Raw genomic sequence first — 19,482 nt, 5'->3', positions numbered from 1 at the left:
ACAAAAACAGGAGCATCCTCCGTACTCTTATCAATCGGCTGTTACCTGTCGTGGTGTGATGCCAAACTTTCTCTTAAACGCCTGAATGAAATTACTGGCGTTGCTATAGCCCATCAGCCAGGCTACTTCGTTGACATGCATGTCGGTTTGCAGCAGCAGCTGCATGGCATGGGCCATCTTCCGTTCCTGGACGAGTTCATAGAAGGTGGTGCCATACTGTAGCCGCAATTGTTGTTTGATCTGGTATTCCGTTAAGGTGAAATGCCGGGCCACCGCTGCAAGGGATGGAATATCGAGGTAGTGTTCAAGGATATAGTGATAGATGTCCTGCATCTCCCGTTGCCATGCGGGGCGCGGTTCTGGATGAAGGCCGGAAAACAGCAGGGCGATGATTTCCGTTACTTTGCTATGCAGATACACCGGCAATAAATTGTCTGATACCGGCGGGCGTACCAACGAGCGTAGTGCCAGTTGGATCTCCGGTGAGATGGTCATCGCTTTGGGAGAGAGCGCGAAAGTGGCGCCGGAAGCCAGTTGCGCGGCAACATCCCCTGGAGGAGCGGTAAGCTGTGCCAGCACCTGTTGTAAAAGAGCCTGCCGGAAAGTAATAGCGAGGTATTCAAATCCTTGCTGGGCTTTGAAATGGAGGTCCGACTGGAAATTGTCAGAGGCGTACAAATTAAACTCCCCGGCTTGCAGCGGTTGAGGGGGAAGTCCTTTGAAATCGGCGCAGGAATTACCTTTGAGCTGAAAATGAAGGCTTACGTGAGGGACGGCTCCTTTTACCTGCTGTATCGTAATGTCCCGCTCAAAATCGGCCCTGAACTGTATGATTCCGAAGTCGTGGTTAAAGGCATGCGACACCTGATGCCGTACGTAGGGTAAGGCAACGGTGTTATGCTCGAAGTGATCGAAGCGGCGGCCATCGGAAAACCTCCGGGCTGCAATCTCTTTATAGGCGTCTCCGCTGATCGTGTATGACATACTACAAAGATCAACATTTTTACCTCCTAAATCAATATCCTTTGCCGGCTGGTCCTGCTATCTTTGAGGGTATCAAAATATCAATATAATATGCGTGTTTTAGTTACAGGTAGTTCCGGGCACTTGGGAGAAGCATTGGTGCGCAGATTGCTGGAGCTGCGTTATGAGGTAGTGGGCATTGATCAGAATGCCGGTGTTTTTACCAGTCATATTGGTTCCATTACTGATGCCGACTTTGTGCATGAGCGTATGAAAGGCGTGTCTGTGGTGTTTCATGCGGCCACGTTACATAAGCCACATGTAGTGACACATTCGGTACAACAGTTCATCGATACCAATATCACAGGCACCTTGCGTCTGTTGGAAGCCGCAGTGGCGGCGGGAGTGGAGCGTTTTGTTTTTACCAGCACCACCAGCGTGTTTGGGGACGCTATGGAGCCGGCGCCAGGTGGACCGGCAGTGTGGGTAACGCCGGCGCTGGCGCCGATGCCTAAAAATATCTATGGCATCACCAAGTTGGCGGCAGAAGATCTTTGCCGGTTGTTTTACCGTAAGCATGGCCTGCCTTGTGTGGTGCTACGTACTTCGCGGTTTTTTCCGGAGATCGATGATGATCGTAATAAGCGGGAGGCATATGATGATGCCAACCTGAAAGTAAATGAACTGTTGTTTGGCAGGGTAGACCTGGCGGATGTGGTGACGGCGCATTTGCTGGCAGCGGAGAAGGCGGCGTCCATTGGCTTTGATCGTTATGTGATCAGCGCTACCACGCCGTTTTCCAGGGAGTATATGCTGGCATTGCAACATGATGCGCCGGCGGTGTTACGTCATTATTATCCTGGTTTCGAAAAGCTGTATGCCCGGCTGAACTGGAAGATGCAGCCGGTAATAGACAGGGTGTATGATAATGCGAAAGCCCGAAAAGACCTGGGGTGGAAGCCGGAGTATGACTATGGAAAGGCACTGGAAGCACTGGAAAATGGTCAGCATGTTTTTAGTCCACTGGCACAACAGGTCGGCTCCAAAGGTTATCACAACACTGTTTTTACAGAAGGCCCTTACCCGGTAGAGAAATAAGATGATGCCTGAAAGTGTGTATGGTGGCTGTTTTATGTAGTGTTGTGATCACTGCGTATAGTGGTTGACGGTAGTGCCTTCAAAAAAATATTTCAAAAAAATTTGTTTAAATAAAAAGTAATCCTACATTTGCAATCCCAAACGGGGAAATGGCCTTGTAGCTCAACTGAATAGAGCATCTGACTACGGATCAGAAGGTTTCAGGTTTGAATCCTGACAGGGTCACAACTTAAAAAATGCTGCAATACATTTTGCAGTTTTTTTTAGCTCAATAAAAACATACTGTTAAAAAGTAGCAGATGTAAAGAATTGAAAAATAATTTGTTAAGATAAAATAAATGTTTATCTTTGCAACACCGAAAGGGAACTGGCTGCGTAGCTCAACTGAATAGAGCATTTGACTACGAATCAAAAGGTTTCTGGTTTGAATCCAGACGCGGTCACAAATTTTAAATGAATAATAAAGGGTAGCATTTTCAAGAATGCTGCCCTTTATTTATTTAAGACCTGGACCCATAAGAAAAGATTCCACATTCCCCTGCGTCTTCTAAAACATTTCAGCAACACCAATCCATTTCTCCTGTCTCGAAAGTTTATCTTTTTCAATAGCTTTATAGCCGTTAAAAGAAGCCTATGCACGTTGTGAGGATATGTTGCTTTGTTTTATTGCTGATGGTGGTCACTGCCACTTCGTTTGCTATTGGTTATCCCATCCGGTACCTGGGCATAGAAGACGGGTTGTCCAATAATGCCGTTACCTCTGTATATCAGGACCACAAAGGATTTATGTGGTTTGGTACGTATGATGGACTCAGCAGGTACGATGGGTATAGATTTAAAGTGTACCGGAACAAAGTAGGCGATAGCACCTCACTGGCCGATAATGGTATTTACACGCTTGCCGATGATAATCACCACCAGCTCTGGGTGGGCGGCCGGCGGGGAGTAAGTGTTTTTAACCCTGCCACAGAAAAATTTCTCATGCCGATGTACCGGCCGGTGAATAGTCGTACCCTCCAAAAAGCCAATGAAAACATACATATCATCAAGTCGGATGAAAATGGACTTGTCTTAGTCGGCACCGAGAAAAATGGCTTGCTCGTATTTGATAATAATCTTTGTAACGGCTTGCAAATTCCAATACATAGCGGCGCCACCACCATCACCAATTATGAGGTGACTGGTATAAAATTTACGGGTAAGTCTGCCTGGATATTCGTGCAAAATGTTGGCCTGTGTAAATATGAAACGGAGCAGCATTCCTTGTCCATCGTCTCCGGGGATATTCCCCGCGCCAACTGCCTCAATGTCGACAAGTCCGGCAACCTGTTGCTGGGCACGGATGCCGGCGTATTCCGTTATATGCCGGGCACCGGAAAATTTTCCGCTAACGCCTTACCCGACAACAGTAAGATCGTACACCTGTATACCGACAGGGAAGGGACTACCTGGTGCGCCTCCGACGGCAACGGCATTTATCTGATAACGGGTACCGATGTTCCTGCCCGCCCGTTTACCAGTCCGGGCAGCCGGTCACAGCTGAGCAGCAATTCCGTTTATTCTATTTATGAAGACCGGGAAGGCCGCAAATGGATCGGCACCCTGCGGGGCGGCATTAATATCCTTGAATCGCGACGTAACCCGTTTGAGCTAAATGTGCTGAATCGCAACCCTGATGCCAGGGCCATCGATAATTTTATTTTTTCCTTTTGTGAAGATGACGCAAAAAATATCTGGATAGGTACCGACGGAGGAGGCCTGAAACACTGGAACCGGGAAACCGGCGCCATTACTTCCTACAGCCATGATATACATCAGCCGCAAGGCATCAGCAGTAATTTTATCACCTCCATCATCCATGATGTTCACCGCGACCTATGGATATCTACCTGGTTTGGCGGGGTAAACCGCTACAGCACCACCACCAGGAAGTTTGAGCACTATACCTGTTTTAATCCATATACCCGTACCGCAGAAAACAATGTATGGATGGTCTATGAAGATCGTCAACAGCAGCTATGGGCCAGCACGACCAACAACGGTACCCTGTATCGTTTTAATCCGCAGGAAAACCGTTTTACCCTTTTCGACAGTAGCCTGGTAAACATGCAGTGCCTGGCAGAAGACCGTGAAGGACAGCTATGGGGCGGTAATTACTCGGCTCTCATCAGGGTAGACCGATATCACCTGAAGCACCAGCGTTTTGATATTGGTTATACGGTCCGGTCTATCTACCATGATAAACAAGGTAATTTCTGGGTAGGTACGGATGGTGGCGGCTTATTGCGCTTTAACCGGCAAACCGGCGCCTATACCCGCTACACCATGACGGAAGGGTTGCCGAGCAATTCCATTCTCCGGATGCTGGAAGACAACAAAGGCAATATCTGGATCAGCACCTTCAATGGGCTCTCCAAATTTGACCCGGTAAAGAAAACGTTTCGCAACTTCTATGCCTCTGACGGATTACAGAGTAATCAGTTTAGCTTTAATGCGGCACTGGCACTGCATTCCGGCGAGCTGGCCTTTGGTGGCATTAAAGGGTTCAATATCTTTTACCCCGATAGCGTGTATGCAGAAACTACCATCCCGCCGGTGTGGCTGACCAATATCAACGTCAACAATACGCCGGTGACGGCCTCAGATCATTATGTATCCGGCAGGACATCGGAAAAAGAAGTACAGGAGATTACTGTTCCCTATGACAAAGCCACCATTGCTTTCGATTTCGTAGCGCTGGAATATACGCTGCCTGATAAAATCAGCTATGCCTACCGCCTGCGAGGCTGGGACAATAACTGGAACTATGTCGGTCAAACCAGGACCGCCAACTATACCCATCTACAGGAAGGACATTACACCTTTGAGATAAAAGCCAGCAATGCCGATGGATATTGGGGGCCGGCAATACGCACGGTTTCCCTGATTGTATTGCCTCCGTGGTACCGTACCTGGTGGGCTTATCTGTTGTATATCAGCACCACCCTGGCTGCTATCTATCTGTATATTCAGTATCGGGCACGGGAGGAACGGCTGAAATACGAAATCAAGCTGGCTTATCTGGAGAAGGAGAAAGAAAAAGAGCTGAATGAGAAGAAACTGTCGTTCTTTACCAATGTTTCTCACGAGTTCCGGACACCGCTCACCCTCATTATCAATCCGCTGAAAGAACTGCTGCAGCATAAAAACGATCGGGACCTGGGCATTGTATACCGCAACGCCAGACGCCTGCTTAGTCTGGTAGACCAGCTGCTGTTATTCCGCAAGGCCGATCAGGAGGGCGACCAACTCAAGATTGCCCGGCTGGATATGGTGAATCTCTGCCATGAAGTATATCTCTGCTTTTCCCAGCAGGCAAAAGCTAAAAATATTGAATACACTTTCCATACCCGGCAACCGGCCATAGACTTATACGGCGATAGTGAAAAACTGGAGATTGCCATTTTTAACCTGCTCTCCAACGCCTTTAAGTTTACCCCCGATAACGGGACCATTATTTTTGAACTGAGCGCCGATGCTGACACGGTGACCATTGTAATCAAGGACAGTGGTTGTGGCATTGAAGCGGGCGTAGGTAACCGGATCTTCGAAAAATTCCAGCGGGCGCAGGACCGTAAAGAGTCGTTACAAACAGGTTTTGGGATTGGGCTTTACCTGGTAAAACACTTCATCGAAAAGCATCACGGCATCATCAGCTATGAGAGCAAGGTAAGTGAAGGCACTGCTTTCCGGCTTTGCCTGAAAAGGGGCTATGCCCATTTCGACGGTACGCCATTATTGGAAAGCAGCGGGCACCAATCGGCTTTTCTGAAGGAGCTCAGCGCTGACGCCAGCCTGGAGGTACAGGATACCGCCACTGACGCCCAGGAGGCAGATGTGCCCACCACGACCATTACCGAAAAGAAATCCATCCTACTGATCGATGACCACGATGAAATCAGGCAGTACCTCCAGCAGCTGTTCAAAGATAAATTTGTGGTATATGAAGCGGACAATGGTACCAGTGGTTTTGCAGCGGTACAGAAATATATGCCCGACCTGGTGATCAGCGATATCCAGATGGAGGGGATGGATGGGGTAGAGCTCTGCACCAAAATAAAACAGACAGAGATGATCAGTCATATCCCGGTGATCCTGCTTACCGGGTCTTCTGCCTCCGATACCCGTCTCAAAGGTCTCGAGGGCGGAGCAGATGATTATATTACCAAACCTTTCGACAAGGACCTGCTGATGGCCAAGGTGAATAACATCATCAAGAACAGGAACCTGTTGCAACAGTACTTTTTTGACCGCATCACCCTTAAAAACAGTAATATCAGGGTACCAGCAGAATACCAGGATTTCCTGAAACGCTGTATTGAGATCATAGAGTCGAACCTGGAAGATGAAACCTTCTCCATTAAAAAGTTCACCCTGGAAATCGGTATGAGCCACTCCAGTTTATACAAGAAGGTAAAATCTATTTCCGGCCAGACGATCAATTCTTTTATCCGGTCGATCCGGCTCCGTAAAGCGGCCGTTTTATTGCTCCGGGAAAATTACACGATTACACAGGCAGCCGTTCAGGTAGGCATCGGAGATATTAAATATTTTCGTGAACAGTTCGTGAAACTGTTTGGGATGAATCCTTCCAGCTACGTAAAAAAATACCGGCATTCCTTTAACCGTGACTTCAATATCACGGAAAGCCATGAAGAGATATAATTGCTCCTTTCCCGCTACTGCATTCATTTTAGATATAGGGGGTGATGAAATGCCCCCTATAATATTTTACGATTTTACCCCCGTTTTTAAATGATTTACCCCCTCTATGATCTGTGTACGGCATAGTACATTGCGGAGGTCACAGCGGCTGAAAATAGACCGTCCAATCAACCAGAATTAATTCGCCAGCATTCCATCAATCATTTAAATAGAGCGTTATGAAAAAACTTCCATCCGGAACGGACCGTGAACTATTTGTCCCTTTACGGAGCCTACCTATTCTTACCCACTTATTTTTTACGTTGTTATTGTTATGGGCCGGCAGTGCCCAGGCGCAGCAGACCGTTGTAACCGGTACGGTGTCTGCCGACAATAGCCCTGTTCCCGGCGTTACCATTCGGGTAAAGAACAAAACAGGCGGAGCACTGACTGATGGTGATGGGAAATTCAGCATCAGCGCTGCCATTGGAGATACCTTATTATTTAACCATATGTCATATAACGAGCAACGGGTAGCCGTAAAAGGCGGCGCCCCGCTGCGTATTGTGCTCACTGCCCTGAGTAAAACAGTGAATGAGGTGGTAGTGGTAGGGTATGGCACCCAAAAGAAAGCTACCCTCACCGGCTCTATTTCTGTGGTGAAGGGGGCCGACATTGTGCAAAGCCCGCAGCCTAACGTATCCAATGCGCTGACAGGCCGGTTTTCCGGTGTGATTGCCAACAACCGCTCCGGTGAGCCAGGCTACGACGGTTCAACGGTGACTATCCGCGGACTCGCCACCACCGGTAACAACGACGTATTGATCGTGGTGGACGGCGTGCCCGGACAAATCGGGGGCCTCGAACGGCTGGACCCGAACGATATAGAAAGTATTTCGGTACTGAAAGACGCCTCCGCCGCTGTATATGGCAGCCGTGCTGCCAACGGCGTGATGCTGATCACCACCAAACGGGGTAAAACCGGGAAGCCTGTGATCAACTACAGCTTTAACCAGGGATTTTCATCGCCAACCAGGTTACCTAAAATGGCGGACGCCTATACCTATGCTCAGATCATGAATGAGATCCGGTATTATAATAATACCGCCGGCGGGATGAACCAGTTTTACACCGACGAGCAATTGCAGAAGTTCAAAGATGGTTCAGACCCGGTAAACTATCCGAATACCGACTGGCAAAAGGCCACCCTGAGAAAAACGACGACGCAGAACCAACACAGCCTTTCTGTGAACGGCGGAGGGGAAAATGTACGGTATTATGTTTCCCTGGGCATGATCGGGCAAAATGGCTTATATAAGAACGGCGCTACCAAATACAATCAGTATAATTTCAGGTCAAACATTGACGCCGATGTTACCAAACGGCTGAAAGTAAGCTTGTACTTATCCGGTCGCCAGGAAGATCGTCAATATCCTACCACTTCGGCGGGAGATATTTTCCGGGGTATCTACCGGGCATATCCCACGGTATTGGACAGATATCCCAACGGCCTGCCTACCACCGGCATTGAAAATAACAACCCGGTGATGCAGGTAACAGATATCGGCGGTATTTCCCGCAACCCTGTCCAGGTGTTTAACGGTATCCTGAAAGGGTCGTACGCTATCCCGGGCGTAGAAGGGTTATCCCTCGATGGTTTCCTGTCGGCCGATAAAGCATGGAGCTTCGCCAAGGCCTTTGCTACTCCTTATAAAGAATACACCTTTGATGCGCCGTCCAATACCTACGTGCCGAAGATAGTGGGAGGGTCCAACGGTAAAGCATCTCTGGTAGAGCAACAGCGGAACATGTCCCTGTTGACCACCAACATTAAACTGAATTATGTCCGCCGTTTTGGGGCGCACGATTTTAATGCGTTGATAGGGTATGAGCAAAGCAAAAACATGGTAGATACCCTGAGCGCCGGCCGTATCAACTTCCCGACACCGCTCACCCCGGAACTGTCGCAGGGTGGCGCTGCCGCAACCGACAGGAGCAATTTTGGCAGCAGCTACAATTTCACCAGGAAAAGCTATTTCGGAAGAATCGCTTACAACTACCTGGAGAAATATCTGCTGGAAGTACAGGCCCGTGTGGATGGATCTTCCACTTTCCCGAAAGGTAATCAATATGGATTTTTCCCTTCCGTTTCTGCTGGTTGGGTAGTCTCCAAAGAATCCTGGTTTGAACCGGTGAAATTCATGAACAGCCTGAAACTCCGTGGATCGTATGGTTCGCTGGGTAATGATAATGTGGGGCTGTTCCAGTATTTCGACAACTATTCTTTCTATAACCAGTATGTGATCAACGGACAAATTCAGAGTGGCATAGACCTGGTAAAGCTGGCCAATCCCAATATTACCTGGGAGGTAGCGAAAAAAATGGACCTGGGCCTGAACGCCACTTTCCTGGACCACTTCTCCCTGGAGTTTATCTACTTCCAACAGCGCCGTACCAAGATATTGACGCCACGTACCTCCCTGACACAAACCTCCGGCATTGTGAATCCGTTTGATAAAAACAATCCGTTGGTGCCCGCAGAAAATATCGGTAAAGTCAACAGCCAGGGTATTGAGGCAACGCTGGGATATGACAATACCACCGGCGGTTTCCACTATAATGTTTCCGGTAACGTCACCTATGCCAAAAATAAAATCATCTTCAAAGATGAAGCAGTAGGCACTTTGCCCTATCAACGGGAAACCGGCGGGCCGATGAATACTTACCTGTTGTACAACGCCATCGGCATTTTCAGAACAGCAGACGATCTGGCCAAATACCCACATCTGCCCAATGCCAAACCGGGTGATTTGATCTATCAGGATTATAACGGCGACAAGCAGATCACAGCAGATGATATGGTGAGGACCAAATATGGCAACATTCCTGAAATCACTTACGGAATGAATCTGGCTGCCGACTACAAAGGCTTTGATTTGTCTGTGTTGTTTGCCGGACAAACACACGTGAGTCAATATGTACTACCTGAATCCGGTACCATTGGAAACTTCTACAGCAGCTGGGCCGATAATCGCTGGAGCCCTTCCAACACGGGAGGTTCTTATCCCCGCGTAGATGAACGTGCTTCCTCTTCCGTCAATGGCGGCCTTCGTCCTAATACTTTCTGGCTGAACAACGCATCTTTTCTTCGCCTGAAAAATATTTCCCTGGGATATACCATCCAGTCGCCTGCTTTGTCACGCGCCAGGATAGCGGGTCTTCGTGTATATGCCAACGCCTTCAACCTTTTCACCATCACGCAGGTAAAAGACTACGATCCGGAAGGATTCAGCAGCAGCGGACAGTTCTATCCGCAACAGCGTATCGTGAACCTGGGTGTAAATGTTAAGTTGTAAAACTCAAAAATTAAATCATGAAAACGACAAATATATTCTTCGGTCTGGCTTTAGTGGCGGCTGGTTTCCTTTGCTCCTGTCAGAAAGATTTTCTGAATGTGACACCTACCGATAAAATACTGGGGAACGCCGTCATCGCGGATTCTTCTTTATTTGAAAACTATGTCATTAATCGCTATCTGAGCATCCGGTTGCAGGACAAAGAAGGAGAGGGCAGCAACCCCGGATTTGGAAGAGGATTTGAGTACGGCCTGTGGAGCTCTATTACAGATGAATCCATTTACAATAATGATGATAATACCTGGGTAGTTCAACAAGGGCAACTGGCGCCGGAAAACATGGGTATCACCGGTACTATCTGGGGAAGAAGTTACCGCGGTATCCGGGAATGCAACTACGGGCTCAATAACATTGACAGCGTAGTGATGAGTGCCGCACACCGCAAGCGGTTAAAGGCAGAACTGCGTTTCATCCGCGCCTACCGTTATCATGATCTCATCCGCAACTATGGCGGTGTGATTATGATGGGAGATAAAGAATACAGCTTACAGGATAACCTGAACGACCCGGCCTTATTCAACAGGGCTACCTTACAACAGTCGATGGACTACGTTATCGCCGAGCTGACAGCCGCAGCGGCCGATCTTCCGGTTGATAACAACAGCGCCGACTGGTTGCCAGGCAGAGCTACACAGGGTGCCGCATTGGCCCTGAAAGCCCGTCTGTTGCTTTATGCAGCCAGTCCGCTTTATAACGTAGGTACCTGGCAGGCCGCAGCCGATGCTGCCAAAGCAGTCATGGCACTCTCCAAATACAGCATAGCGCCGGATTATACGCAGTTGTTCCTCAACAATAATAACAACGAAATCATTTTTGCGCGGCAGTTTGCCATCGGCGCCCGCCACGTATGCCTGGAGATCTCCAACGGCCCCAATGGCTATGGAGGATGGGCCGGCAATACACCTTTACAAAATATGGTGGACGCCTACGAAATGAATAATGGGAAGCCAATTACTGATCCTGCTTCCGGATATGATCCGCAGAACCCCTATCAGAACCGGGACGCCCGTTTTTATGCTACCGTTCTCTATAACGGCGCTTCCTACAGAGGATCTACCATACAAACCTTTACCCCTGGCGGTAAAGACAGCAAGGACGGACCTTCCAACTGGAATGCCTCCAAAACGGGTTACTACCTGCGCAAATTTATGGATGACAAAAATCCGATCGACAATCCCTGGGATGTAGCCGGTTTACAGCCCTGGATATACCTCCGTTACGCAGAAGTGTTGCTGAACTACGCAGAAGCACAGAATGAGGCCATGGGGCCCGACGCCAGCGTATACAACGCTGTTAACCAGATCAGGCAGCGTGCCAGCGTGCAGCAGCCGGCGTTAGCTCCCGGCCTCACCCAGGAACAGATGCGGGATGCCATCAGGAGAGAAAGACAGGTGGAGCTGGCCTTTGAGGAACATCGTTTTTATGATGTACGCAGATGGAAAATCGCCAACGTCACTGAAAATATTCCGGCTTACGGTATGACCATTACCCGGAATAATAACAGTTATACCTATACGCGTAAAGTAGCGTTAGATAACCGTCTGTTCAAAGAAGCCAATTACTGGTTACCCATTCCGAGGGCAGATATCCTGGCATCTAATGCCACCCTGAAACAGAACCCTGGCTACTAGTTAATCGGGCAACACAGTTGTAAAGTGGTAAGATAGCCGACCGGATTTAGAAAAAAATCAGCGACTATTTTACTACTTTACAGCCTTGCGACCATGCTTCTTATGATCAACGGGAAGTCTTGCATACCCTGCGGCTTTGCGTGCAACCGCTTACTATGAACATGAAAAAAACAATAGGTGTTCTGCTGGGCTGTATGGTGCTGCAGCAGGCTATGTCTCAGCATCATCAGGCGATTCAGGTAAACATCGACCTTTCCGGGAAAGCACAAACCATTCACAACTTCGCAGCATCAGATGCCTGGTCCTGCCAGTTTACCGGCGCCTGGCCGGATAGCAAAAGAAACCAACTGGCAGATTGGTTGTTTAGCAGCGACACGGCCGCTAACGGGCAGCCCAAAGGCATTGGCTTGTCGATGTGGCGATTTAATATTGGGGCCGGTAGTACCGAACAGGGCGACGACAGCGGCATCCGTGATGAATGGCGCCGCGCCGCCTGCTTTCTGGGCGCCGATCATCAGTACCACTGGCAGCAGCCCGCAGGGCAGATCTGGTTCCTGAATGCCGCTAAAGCCAGAGGCGTTCAACAGTTCCTGGGCTTCCTCAATAGCCCGCCGGTAGCCTTCACCCGCAATGGTAAAGCCTTTGCCACTAAAGGCCTGTGTAACGTATCGCCGGAGCAATACCCCCTCGTCGCCAACTTCCTGAAAGACGTGGTACTGGGTATTCAGCAAACGACCGGCATCACGCTCGATTTTGTAAGTCCCGTTAATGAACCCCAATGGGACTGGAGCGATGGAGGCCAGGAAGGATGCCCTTACAACAATGAACAAATTCACGGGCTTGTAAAAGCGGTAGACCAATCCTTTCGCCAGCACCAGCTGTCTACCAAAATATTAATTACAGAAGCAGGCAAACTCAACTATCTCTATGCCGGTGAAGACAAGCCCGCCAAAGGCACTCAGATAGCGGCTTTCTTTGATCAGCATAGCCCTTTTTACCTCGGCAATTGTTCCCATGTGTATAAGGCGCTGGCAGGACACAGCTATTTCACCACCTCTCCCCGGGATACGGCCTTGGCTATACGCCAAAGACTGCACACCACCCTGAAAGGTATTCCTTTCTGGCAATCAGAATATTGTATACTGGGCGATAATGCCGGAGAAATGAACGGCAGTAAAGTTGATCTCGGGATGGACGCCGCACTGTACGTGGCTAAAGTTATTCATACAGACCTTACCGTTGCCAATGCCTCGGCCTGGCAGTGGTGGCTCGCGATATCGCCCTACGACTATAAAGACGGATTGATTTATATTGATAAAAATAAGGTAGACGGGCAAATACACGACACCAAAATGTTATGGGTGTTGGGCAACTATAGCCGCTTTGTACGGCCTGCCGCGCAAAGGGTGGCCGTGCAGCTGGGTGGCAACGCTGAAGTGAAAGACCTGTACCTGTCGGCCTACAGAAATAAAGACAACAGCCTCGCCATGGTGGTGATCAACAGTGGCACTTCGGCCGCTACCATCGAGGTGCGGGGTAAAGGCATTCCCCGTGGAGGCATGCGCAGTTATACCACGAATAGGGAGGGGAACCTGCAACCGGATAACGTAAACGGGCATACGCTGGTGGTCCCGGCGCGTTCCGTTGTCACAATAACGCAACAACTAAATAAAATAAACAGTAAGCAATGAAGAAAATCAGCGTAGTAATACTGATGATGTTATACTGTGTTCAGCTCAGCGCGCAGCACACCTTTCAGTTAGGCGACTCCACCTTTTTGCTGGACGGGAAACCGTTTCAGATGATTTCTGGCGAAATACATTATCTGCGGGTGCCCCGGGAATCGTGGCGCGGCCGTATCAGGATGGCGAAGGCCATGGGGTTGAATACCATCGGTACTTATGTGTTCTGGAACATGCACGAACCAGAGCAGGGACGGTATAATTTTTCCGGCAACAACGACGTCGCTGCCTTTGTGAAAATATGCCAGGAAGAAGGGATGTGGGTTATTTTACGTCCCAGTCCTTATGCCTGTGCCGAGTGGGAATTTGGCGGTTATCCGTATTGGCTCCAGGAAATAAAAGGACTGGAAGTGAGGAGTAAAGAACCACAATACCTGAAGGCCTATAATAATTATATCAAAGCGGTGGGCAGGCAGCTGGCGCCCTTGCAGATCAATCATGGGGGGAATATCCTGATGGTGCAGATCGAAAATGAATACGGTTCGTATTCCAACGATAAATCTTACCTGGAGATCAACCGTAAAATGTTTACAGAGGCGGGTTTTGATGGGTTGTTATATACCTGTGATCCGGGTGCAGATGTGGCCAAGGGGCATCTGCCGGGCCTGCTGCCGGCTGTAAATGGCGTGGATGATCCCGAAAAAGTGAAACAACTGGTAAGAGAAAATCATCAGGGTAAAGGACCTTTCTATATTGCCGAATGGTATCCCGCCTGGTTTGACTCCTGGGGCGAAAAGCACCATACCGTTCCTTACGAAAAATTCCTTACCCGTTTAGACAGAGTGCTGGCTGCCGGTATTTCTATCAATATGTATATGTTCCACGGCGGTACTACCCGCGGTTATATGAACGGCGCCAACTATAGCGACGAGGCGCCCTATTCGCCACAGATCAGCAGCTATGACTATGACGCTCCGCTGGACGAAGCAGGAAATGCAACGCCCAAATTCATGGCGTTCAGAAACGTCATCGCCAAACATCTGGCGCCGGGAGTAACACTGCCGGAAGTACCAGCGAAAAAACCGGTGATCACTACGCCGGTGATTACTTTTGAACGCAGCGGCGCCCTGTTCGGCCAGCTGCCAGCTGCGGTAAAAAGCGTATATCCGCTAACGTTCGAAGACCTGAAACAGGCCTATGGCTTCGTATTGTATCGTACTACCCTGAAAGGTGGCAGTAGCGGTACTTTAAAGATAAAAGACCTCCGCGATTACGGACTGGTTTTCGTAAACGGAAAAAGAGTGGCCATCCTCGACAGACGCCTCAAACAAGACAGTGTCGATATTACCCTTCCTGCGGGCGTGGTAACATTAGATATTCTGGTCGAAAATCTGGGACGCATCAACTTCGGTCCTTATCTCCTGAAAAACAGAAAAGGAATAGATGGTCAGGTATTGTTTAACGGAACGGCTATCAGCCAGTGGCAGCAATTTAAGCTCCCGTACGAACAGCAGCCGGTTGTCAAAACCTCCGCAGTGACGGCAGATGCGCCGGTATTGAAAGAAGGTAGTTTCACTTTAAACAGCAAGGGCGACACTTACCTGGACATGAGCAAATGGGGCAAAGGTGTTGTGTGGATCAACGGCCATCATCTGGGCCGTTACTGGCAGGTAGGCCCACAGCAAACACTGTATGTGCCGGCTGAATGGCTGAAAACCGGTCAGAATAAAATTACTGTGCTGGAACTGATTAAACCTGCTGAAACACAGGTGCAGGGATTAGACCATCCCATATTGGACGTGGTCCAGTAATTCATTTTTTTCGAAGAAGCTCATCACAAAGCGGTTGATTCACTGATCGAATCAACCGCTTTGCTTTTTTGGCTACCAGCTGTTACGCCTTCAATTTGATCCATACGCCGCTGAAATTATAGTTGACAACCAACCCGCCGGGGAGGGTGAAACTAATTTGTGTCAACGGCAAAGGTCCGTTGTTATTGAGCGTATAAGGTCCCACATAGCCATAGCCGGGATCATAGAGCTCATTATCATTCAGCGCAATCGTGTGGTTAAGATTATCCACTACCACCAGATGCGCTTCCTGGGCGCCGGGCTTTTGTGTATAGTTAACCGGGCCATTCACCAGTCCATATGCCGGTTGCGTCGTGATCAGATCAATTTCTGTCTGTAACAGGTCGGTACCTGCACCCACATTGGTGACCTGTATGTTCTGCAGTATCGCTGCGGCCTGATTGGTATAATACACGATGATGTTGGTGGCCGCCAATCCAAATTGATTGGCGATATAAGCCAGCGCTGAAGGCGGATTATAGTCGTCGACCGGTTCTTCGTACCGGTAGGTGGCGGTAGGAGCCGTGGCGGCGAGGTTGAGAAGCAGATTGCCTGTTGTCTGGTAAATACGTTGGGCAAGGGCTGCCGGACCAGGCGCGGTATACCGTTGCGTCAGGTTGCCTGTATTCAGGATGTCTGGGACGGCAGCGGCGCCGAGATGTACCAAAGCCGCGGCCAGCGAGAAGGCGCCACAACTGTTGTCAGTCGTTTGCGTGACGCCATGATAAGCATTAAAAGCCATAAGATAAGGTTTTAACTGTTAAACAAATTTGATGATATAATAGACGTAGACGTTTTTAGCCCTTGTTTCAGTGCTGGTTCGTACACTGCCCGGGGAGCCGGTACCGTCAACGGGATCGCTGGTGAAAGCAGAACCCGTTGGCACAGGTTTGCCCTGTTCGTTTTTACCTTTAGGGTCATTCAGCTCGCCGGTTTTCAGGTATGCATGCTGGTGTATTTGCAGGGCGTCTTCCTGAATGGAGCCCACTTCACTGCTGACGGAATTGTTCGCCAGCTTCCTGCTGCCGGCATCGGGATCGCGTCCGCTGCCCATATCGGCCATGCGCAGAAAATACCCCCGGTAATCCGGAATACAGAACGCATCGTCCTTCACTTCGGCGGTATTGTATTGGTCGCCTAACACGGCGTATAGCACCGGATAATCACTTTGTGCCAAGGTCCGCCCGTCACAGAGCATCCAGCCATAGGAGTTGATCATACTCTCGAATTGAACGTAATGGTCCGTTACTTTTCCGGCGAAAGCCATGACGGCTCCGGGCGGAATGCTGGTGGGCATCATCGCCAGATGACCGGGGTAGAAAGGTGCTGTTATCATGGTCTTAAGTATGAGGGGGTGAAGTGAATTCCGGAAGCTGACTGCTTTCCTGTACTACCTGCATGGCGGTAGGGAGGACGATCTCCCAGGTATGTTCCGGTTTCGTATAGGGGTGATGGTTATATACCGCTTTCAGATGATTAGCTATCCGGATGTCTGGCTCGTTTACCGGCACAAATGGATAGGGGGCGGGCCATATCATGCCGGAGGAGAGATAGTACAACAACTGAAAATTGAACGATGGTCTCACCGGCAGCAGCACCCGCGCCTGCTGCGCCTGCAGGAAAGGCCTCAATGAATCGTTTCGTCCCTGCAGGGCATAGCTGAATATAGAAGGACTGTCGTCAAAGAACCAGGTCATTTCATCCCATTCAAGTGCTTCCCGGAAGAACTGATCGTAACGGGTCCCATTCACGGCGAAGCTGGCGGTGGCCGGGCCATCGGGCGGAATGCCCACTTTGGTGCCATGCACCTGCATCAGCAACGCTGTGCAGCGCCGCTGCAGGGCTGAGCGCTCCGTATTGCGTAACAGTTCAGGATTGTTCTGTTCATCTTCTCCGGCAAGCCGGCTAAGGCTACCAACGTACAGGGATAAACGCTGCTGATAGGCTTCGTTAACCTGACGGTAGACTACGGCTTTCCATTCGTTCATTTTTTCTTCGCTCACGCGGCATTTGATCCGGATATTGATGATGAAGTCATTGGGCTTGTAGGGTGGCATGTCTGGCAGATTGGGCCCGATAGCGGATACGGGCAGCTGACCGGTTTCGCCCTGCATGTTGAGTGGTTCCGATGTCGTCGCCGGCACTTCAAAAACAGTGCTGCCAACGATGCCTTTGATCACCTGTACCGGTGCGCCATCGGCAATAATGCCCGCTACGGACGCCTCTTCCGCGGCATAGTGCTCCGGTATGTCCGCATATTTCTCGGTTTCTCCCGGACGAAGTACCGCTGCTGCGTAGGTGAATGGCTCCGGTGGTGGCTGTATGGTATTTACCTGATAATAGCTGAGTAGCTCCGCATAGTTGCTGACGGTGATATCGGTAAATACAGCGATGCCTTTTGCTGCTGGTGACAGTGGCATCTGCAAATCGATCGCATTGAGCGACTGTTGCGATGTTATATAGTCCAGTGCGGGTTGCTCGATGTTGAATTCCAGTAAAAAGCGATGCCCGTAATTTTCTACTGTAACACGGTATACTTTATTCAGCCAGCGATAAATACCTCTGAAATGCCCGTTGCCCTGACGGTTGTCAAACAGACTGCTGGTCACTGCTTCCTGTTCATTGTATTGACTGAAAGACCTTATTTTGGAAATGCGCTCGCTGACACGGTTGATGGTGCTGTTCAGCACCCGGCTCATAAACCCGCTGTCGGATTGTTTGCCGTCGCTGTCTGGTTTTAAGGATGATGACCAGCTGCCATTGAGCACGGCCTGTGTAGGCGGACCATAAGTCGTCGTGAAATTATTGTAGGAGGTGCTTTGTGTGAAGCCGGCCAGTGTTTTCCGGGCTTCCAGTAGCAGGTCGTTGCTGGTCTGCTGATAACTGCCGGTGTTGCTATGCTGCTGTGAGCTGCTTTCCTGCTGCGTTTCCTGACTACTTTGCAGCTGCCGCTGCACCACTTTTTTCTGTTCTCCTTTCATCACATTCTGGATCCCGGAAATCTCTCCCGGCTGATAGCGGAGTAGTCTGTAACGCGACATCTTCAGTTGCCCGATGGCAAAAGGCATGATCCAGCTGTTATTTTTCAGAGGAGGCGGAGTGGTAGCGTAAGGAGGCAACGGAAATATCACCGGTGGCAATAAAATAGTGGCGTGCAGCAGGCTACGGATCTCTTCCTGTGTGAATGCCCGTGGTGGCTCGGTGCTGTACTGTGTTTGCAGCAGATTACATACCAGCAGTATTTTGTTCAGCGCGATAGCAAAGGATTCGTTAAAACCTGGTATGATGGCCAGCGCGAAGTAATTCTGCCACAACTGGTCGATAATGGGAAGCCAGGAGGTGGTGTCAATGCCGGCACTGGCATCTTCGTCGCTATCGCAGGCGGTAGCGGCTATCCACGTGTCGTACAGCGCAGGGAAGCTGTTGAACGGCGGCGGTACCTGTTGTACGCTGCCATAATACTGACCGGTAAAGGGCTCATCCTGCTGCAGAAACTGAAGGGCCAATTGTTCCATGGCCTGCCGGTTCTTTTGCGGCGCTATCGCTGTCAGTTGGCTATAGAGAGACGTAGCGCCGGTATGGGCAGGGTCGTAGGTAAAGAAATGAAGCCAGCTGTCTGCCGGGGTGTCGTCAGGCCAGGGCTGTATATTGATATAGGGAAAAAGCGGAGCGTCAACAGTGAGCTGCGGTGGAAAGTCGTCACTGTTTTCGTTGTTGTCATCCGGATATGGCGGTGGCGGTGGTAGCTCCCGGAACAAAGCAAGCGTACCATCGAAATGATGTTGCAGGGCCGGATTTTCATTATGTCCGTAGTAAAGGTTACCGTTCAGTATGACTTCCTTTTCTTTTACTGTCAACGTCAGCTGACCTTTTATCCGGAACGCATCGTATCCTGTGTATTGTACCTCCCGGCGGTGTTGGGCGTCGATATAGCCGGTGATCACCGGTACGGGCGCCTCTACAGGGTAGTGGAACTCATACTTTACTACCGTCGCTGTTTTATGAGGATGTTCCTGGTCCGGAGCAAGCAGCTCAGACACCACCTTAAACGTGTTATTGATAATAGTTGTCTCAATCATCGCTGACAGTTTGAAAGATGAAAGGAAAGCCCCACCCCATTTCACTCGGCAGTTGGCGTTGGAAGCGGGAATGGGGCGTA

The 19,482-nt window shown here is 49.7% G+C and carries 10 protein-coding genes and 2 tRNA genes; 8 read left to right on the top strand and 4 right to left on the bottom strand.

Annotated elements, in window-relative coordinates; all coding sequences use genetic code 11:
* Positions 1-30: 30 nt before the first annotated feature.
* A complete protein-coding gene (locus tag ICL55_RS07615; RefSeq protein WP_188095547.1) occupies positions 31-984 on the bottom strand; it encodes a helix-turn-helix transcriptional regulator in 954 nt (317 codons plus the stop codon).
* 90 nt (positions 985-1,074) lie between these two features.
* Here ICL55_RS07615 and ICL55_RS07610 point away from each other — a divergent pair, with 90 nt between their 5' ends.
* The 8 genes from ICL55_RS07610 to ICL55_RS07575 all read left to right on the top strand — a co-directional run bounded on the left by ICL55_RS07610 (position 1,075) and on the right by ICL55_RS07575 (position 15,284).
* Positions 1,075-2,061 (top strand): NAD-dependent epimerase/dehydratase family protein, encoded by a 987-nt coding sequence (locus tag ICL55_RS07610; RefSeq protein WP_188095545.1) that lies wholly within the window; start codon positions 1,075-1,077, stop codon positions 2,059-2,061.
* 151 nt (positions 2,062-2,212) lie between these two features.
* Positions 2,213-2,286: transfer RNA gene (locus tag ICL55_RS07605), tRNA-Arg, on the top strand.
* A 144-nt stretch (positions 2,287-2,430) separates the two neighbouring features.
* Positions 2,431-2,504, top strand: a tRNA-Arg gene (locus tag ICL55_RS07600).
* A 190-nt stretch (positions 2,505-2,694) separates the two neighbouring features.
* Entirely contained in the window at positions 2,695-6,765 is a 4,071-nt protein-coding gene (locus tag ICL55_RS07595) for a hybrid sensor histidine kinase/response regulator (protein ID WP_246496170.1), read from the top strand.
* A gap of 218 nt (positions 6,766-6,983) precedes the next feature.
* A complete protein-coding gene (locus tag ICL55_RS07590) occupies positions 6,984-10,100 on the top strand; it encodes a SusC/RagA family TonB-linked outer membrane protein (protein WP_188095543.1) in 3,117 nt (1,038 codons plus the stop codon).
* A 17-nt stretch (positions 10,101-10,117) separates the two neighbouring features.
* Positions 10,118-11,791, top strand: coding sequence for a RagB/SusD family nutrient uptake outer membrane protein (locus tag ICL55_RS07585; RefSeq protein WP_188095541.1), 1,674 nt, complete (start codon positions 10,118-10,120; stop codon positions 11,789-11,791).
* Positions 11,792-11,952: 161 nt separating this feature from the next.
* Positions 11,953-13,482 carry a glycoside hydrolase family 30 protein gene (locus ICL55_RS07580; protein ID WP_246496169.1) on the top strand — a complete coding sequence of 510 codons (1,530 nt, stop codon included), beginning with the start codon at positions 11,953-11,955 and terminating at the stop codon, positions 13,480-13,482.
* The gene (locus ICL55_RS07575) at positions 13,479-15,284 is read left to right on the top strand and encodes a glycoside hydrolase family 35 protein (RefSeq protein WP_188095536.1); all 1,806 of its coding nucleotides are present in this window, start codon (positions 13,479-13,481) and stop codon (positions 15,282-15,284) included. Before ICL55_RS07580 ends, ICL55_RS07575 begins: the two co-directional genes overlap by 4 nt.
* 82 nt (positions 15,285-15,366) lie before the next feature.
* On the opposite strand, the gene ICL55_RS07570 is transcribed toward ICL55_RS07575, so the two are convergent.
* From ICL55_RS07570 to ICL55_RS07560, 3 genes are read right to left on the bottom strand one after another with little or no spacing between them, the layout of a single operon-like run.
* Entirely contained in the window at positions 15,367-16,065 is a 699-nt protein-coding gene (locus tag ICL55_RS07570; protein ID WP_188095534.1) for a T3SS effector IpaJ family cysteine protease, read from the bottom strand.
* 18 nt (positions 16,066-16,083) lie between these two features.
* Positions 16,084-16,659, bottom strand: a complete 576-nt coding sequence (locus ICL55_RS07565) for a tail fiber protein (protein WP_188095531.1) — start codon at positions 16,657-16,659, stop codon at positions 16,084-16,086.
* A 4-nt stretch (positions 16,660-16,663) separates the two neighbouring features.
* Complete coding sequence (locus tag ICL55_RS07560) at positions 16,664-19,402, bottom strand: hypothetical protein (RefSeq protein ID WP_188095528.1); 2,739 nt, start codon at positions 19,400-19,402, stop codon at positions 16,664-16,666.
* Positions 19,403-19,482 lie beyond the last annotated feature (80 nt).

This window comes from Chitinophaga varians, assembly GCF_014529945.1.
GTDB classification, from domain to species: Bacteria; Bacteroidota; Bacteroidia; order Chitinophagales; family Chitinophagaceae; genus Chitinophaga; species Chitinophaga varians.
The sequence above is the reverse complement of the archived record's forward strand: the minus strand, read 5'-3'. Positions and strand labels throughout refer to the sequence as shown.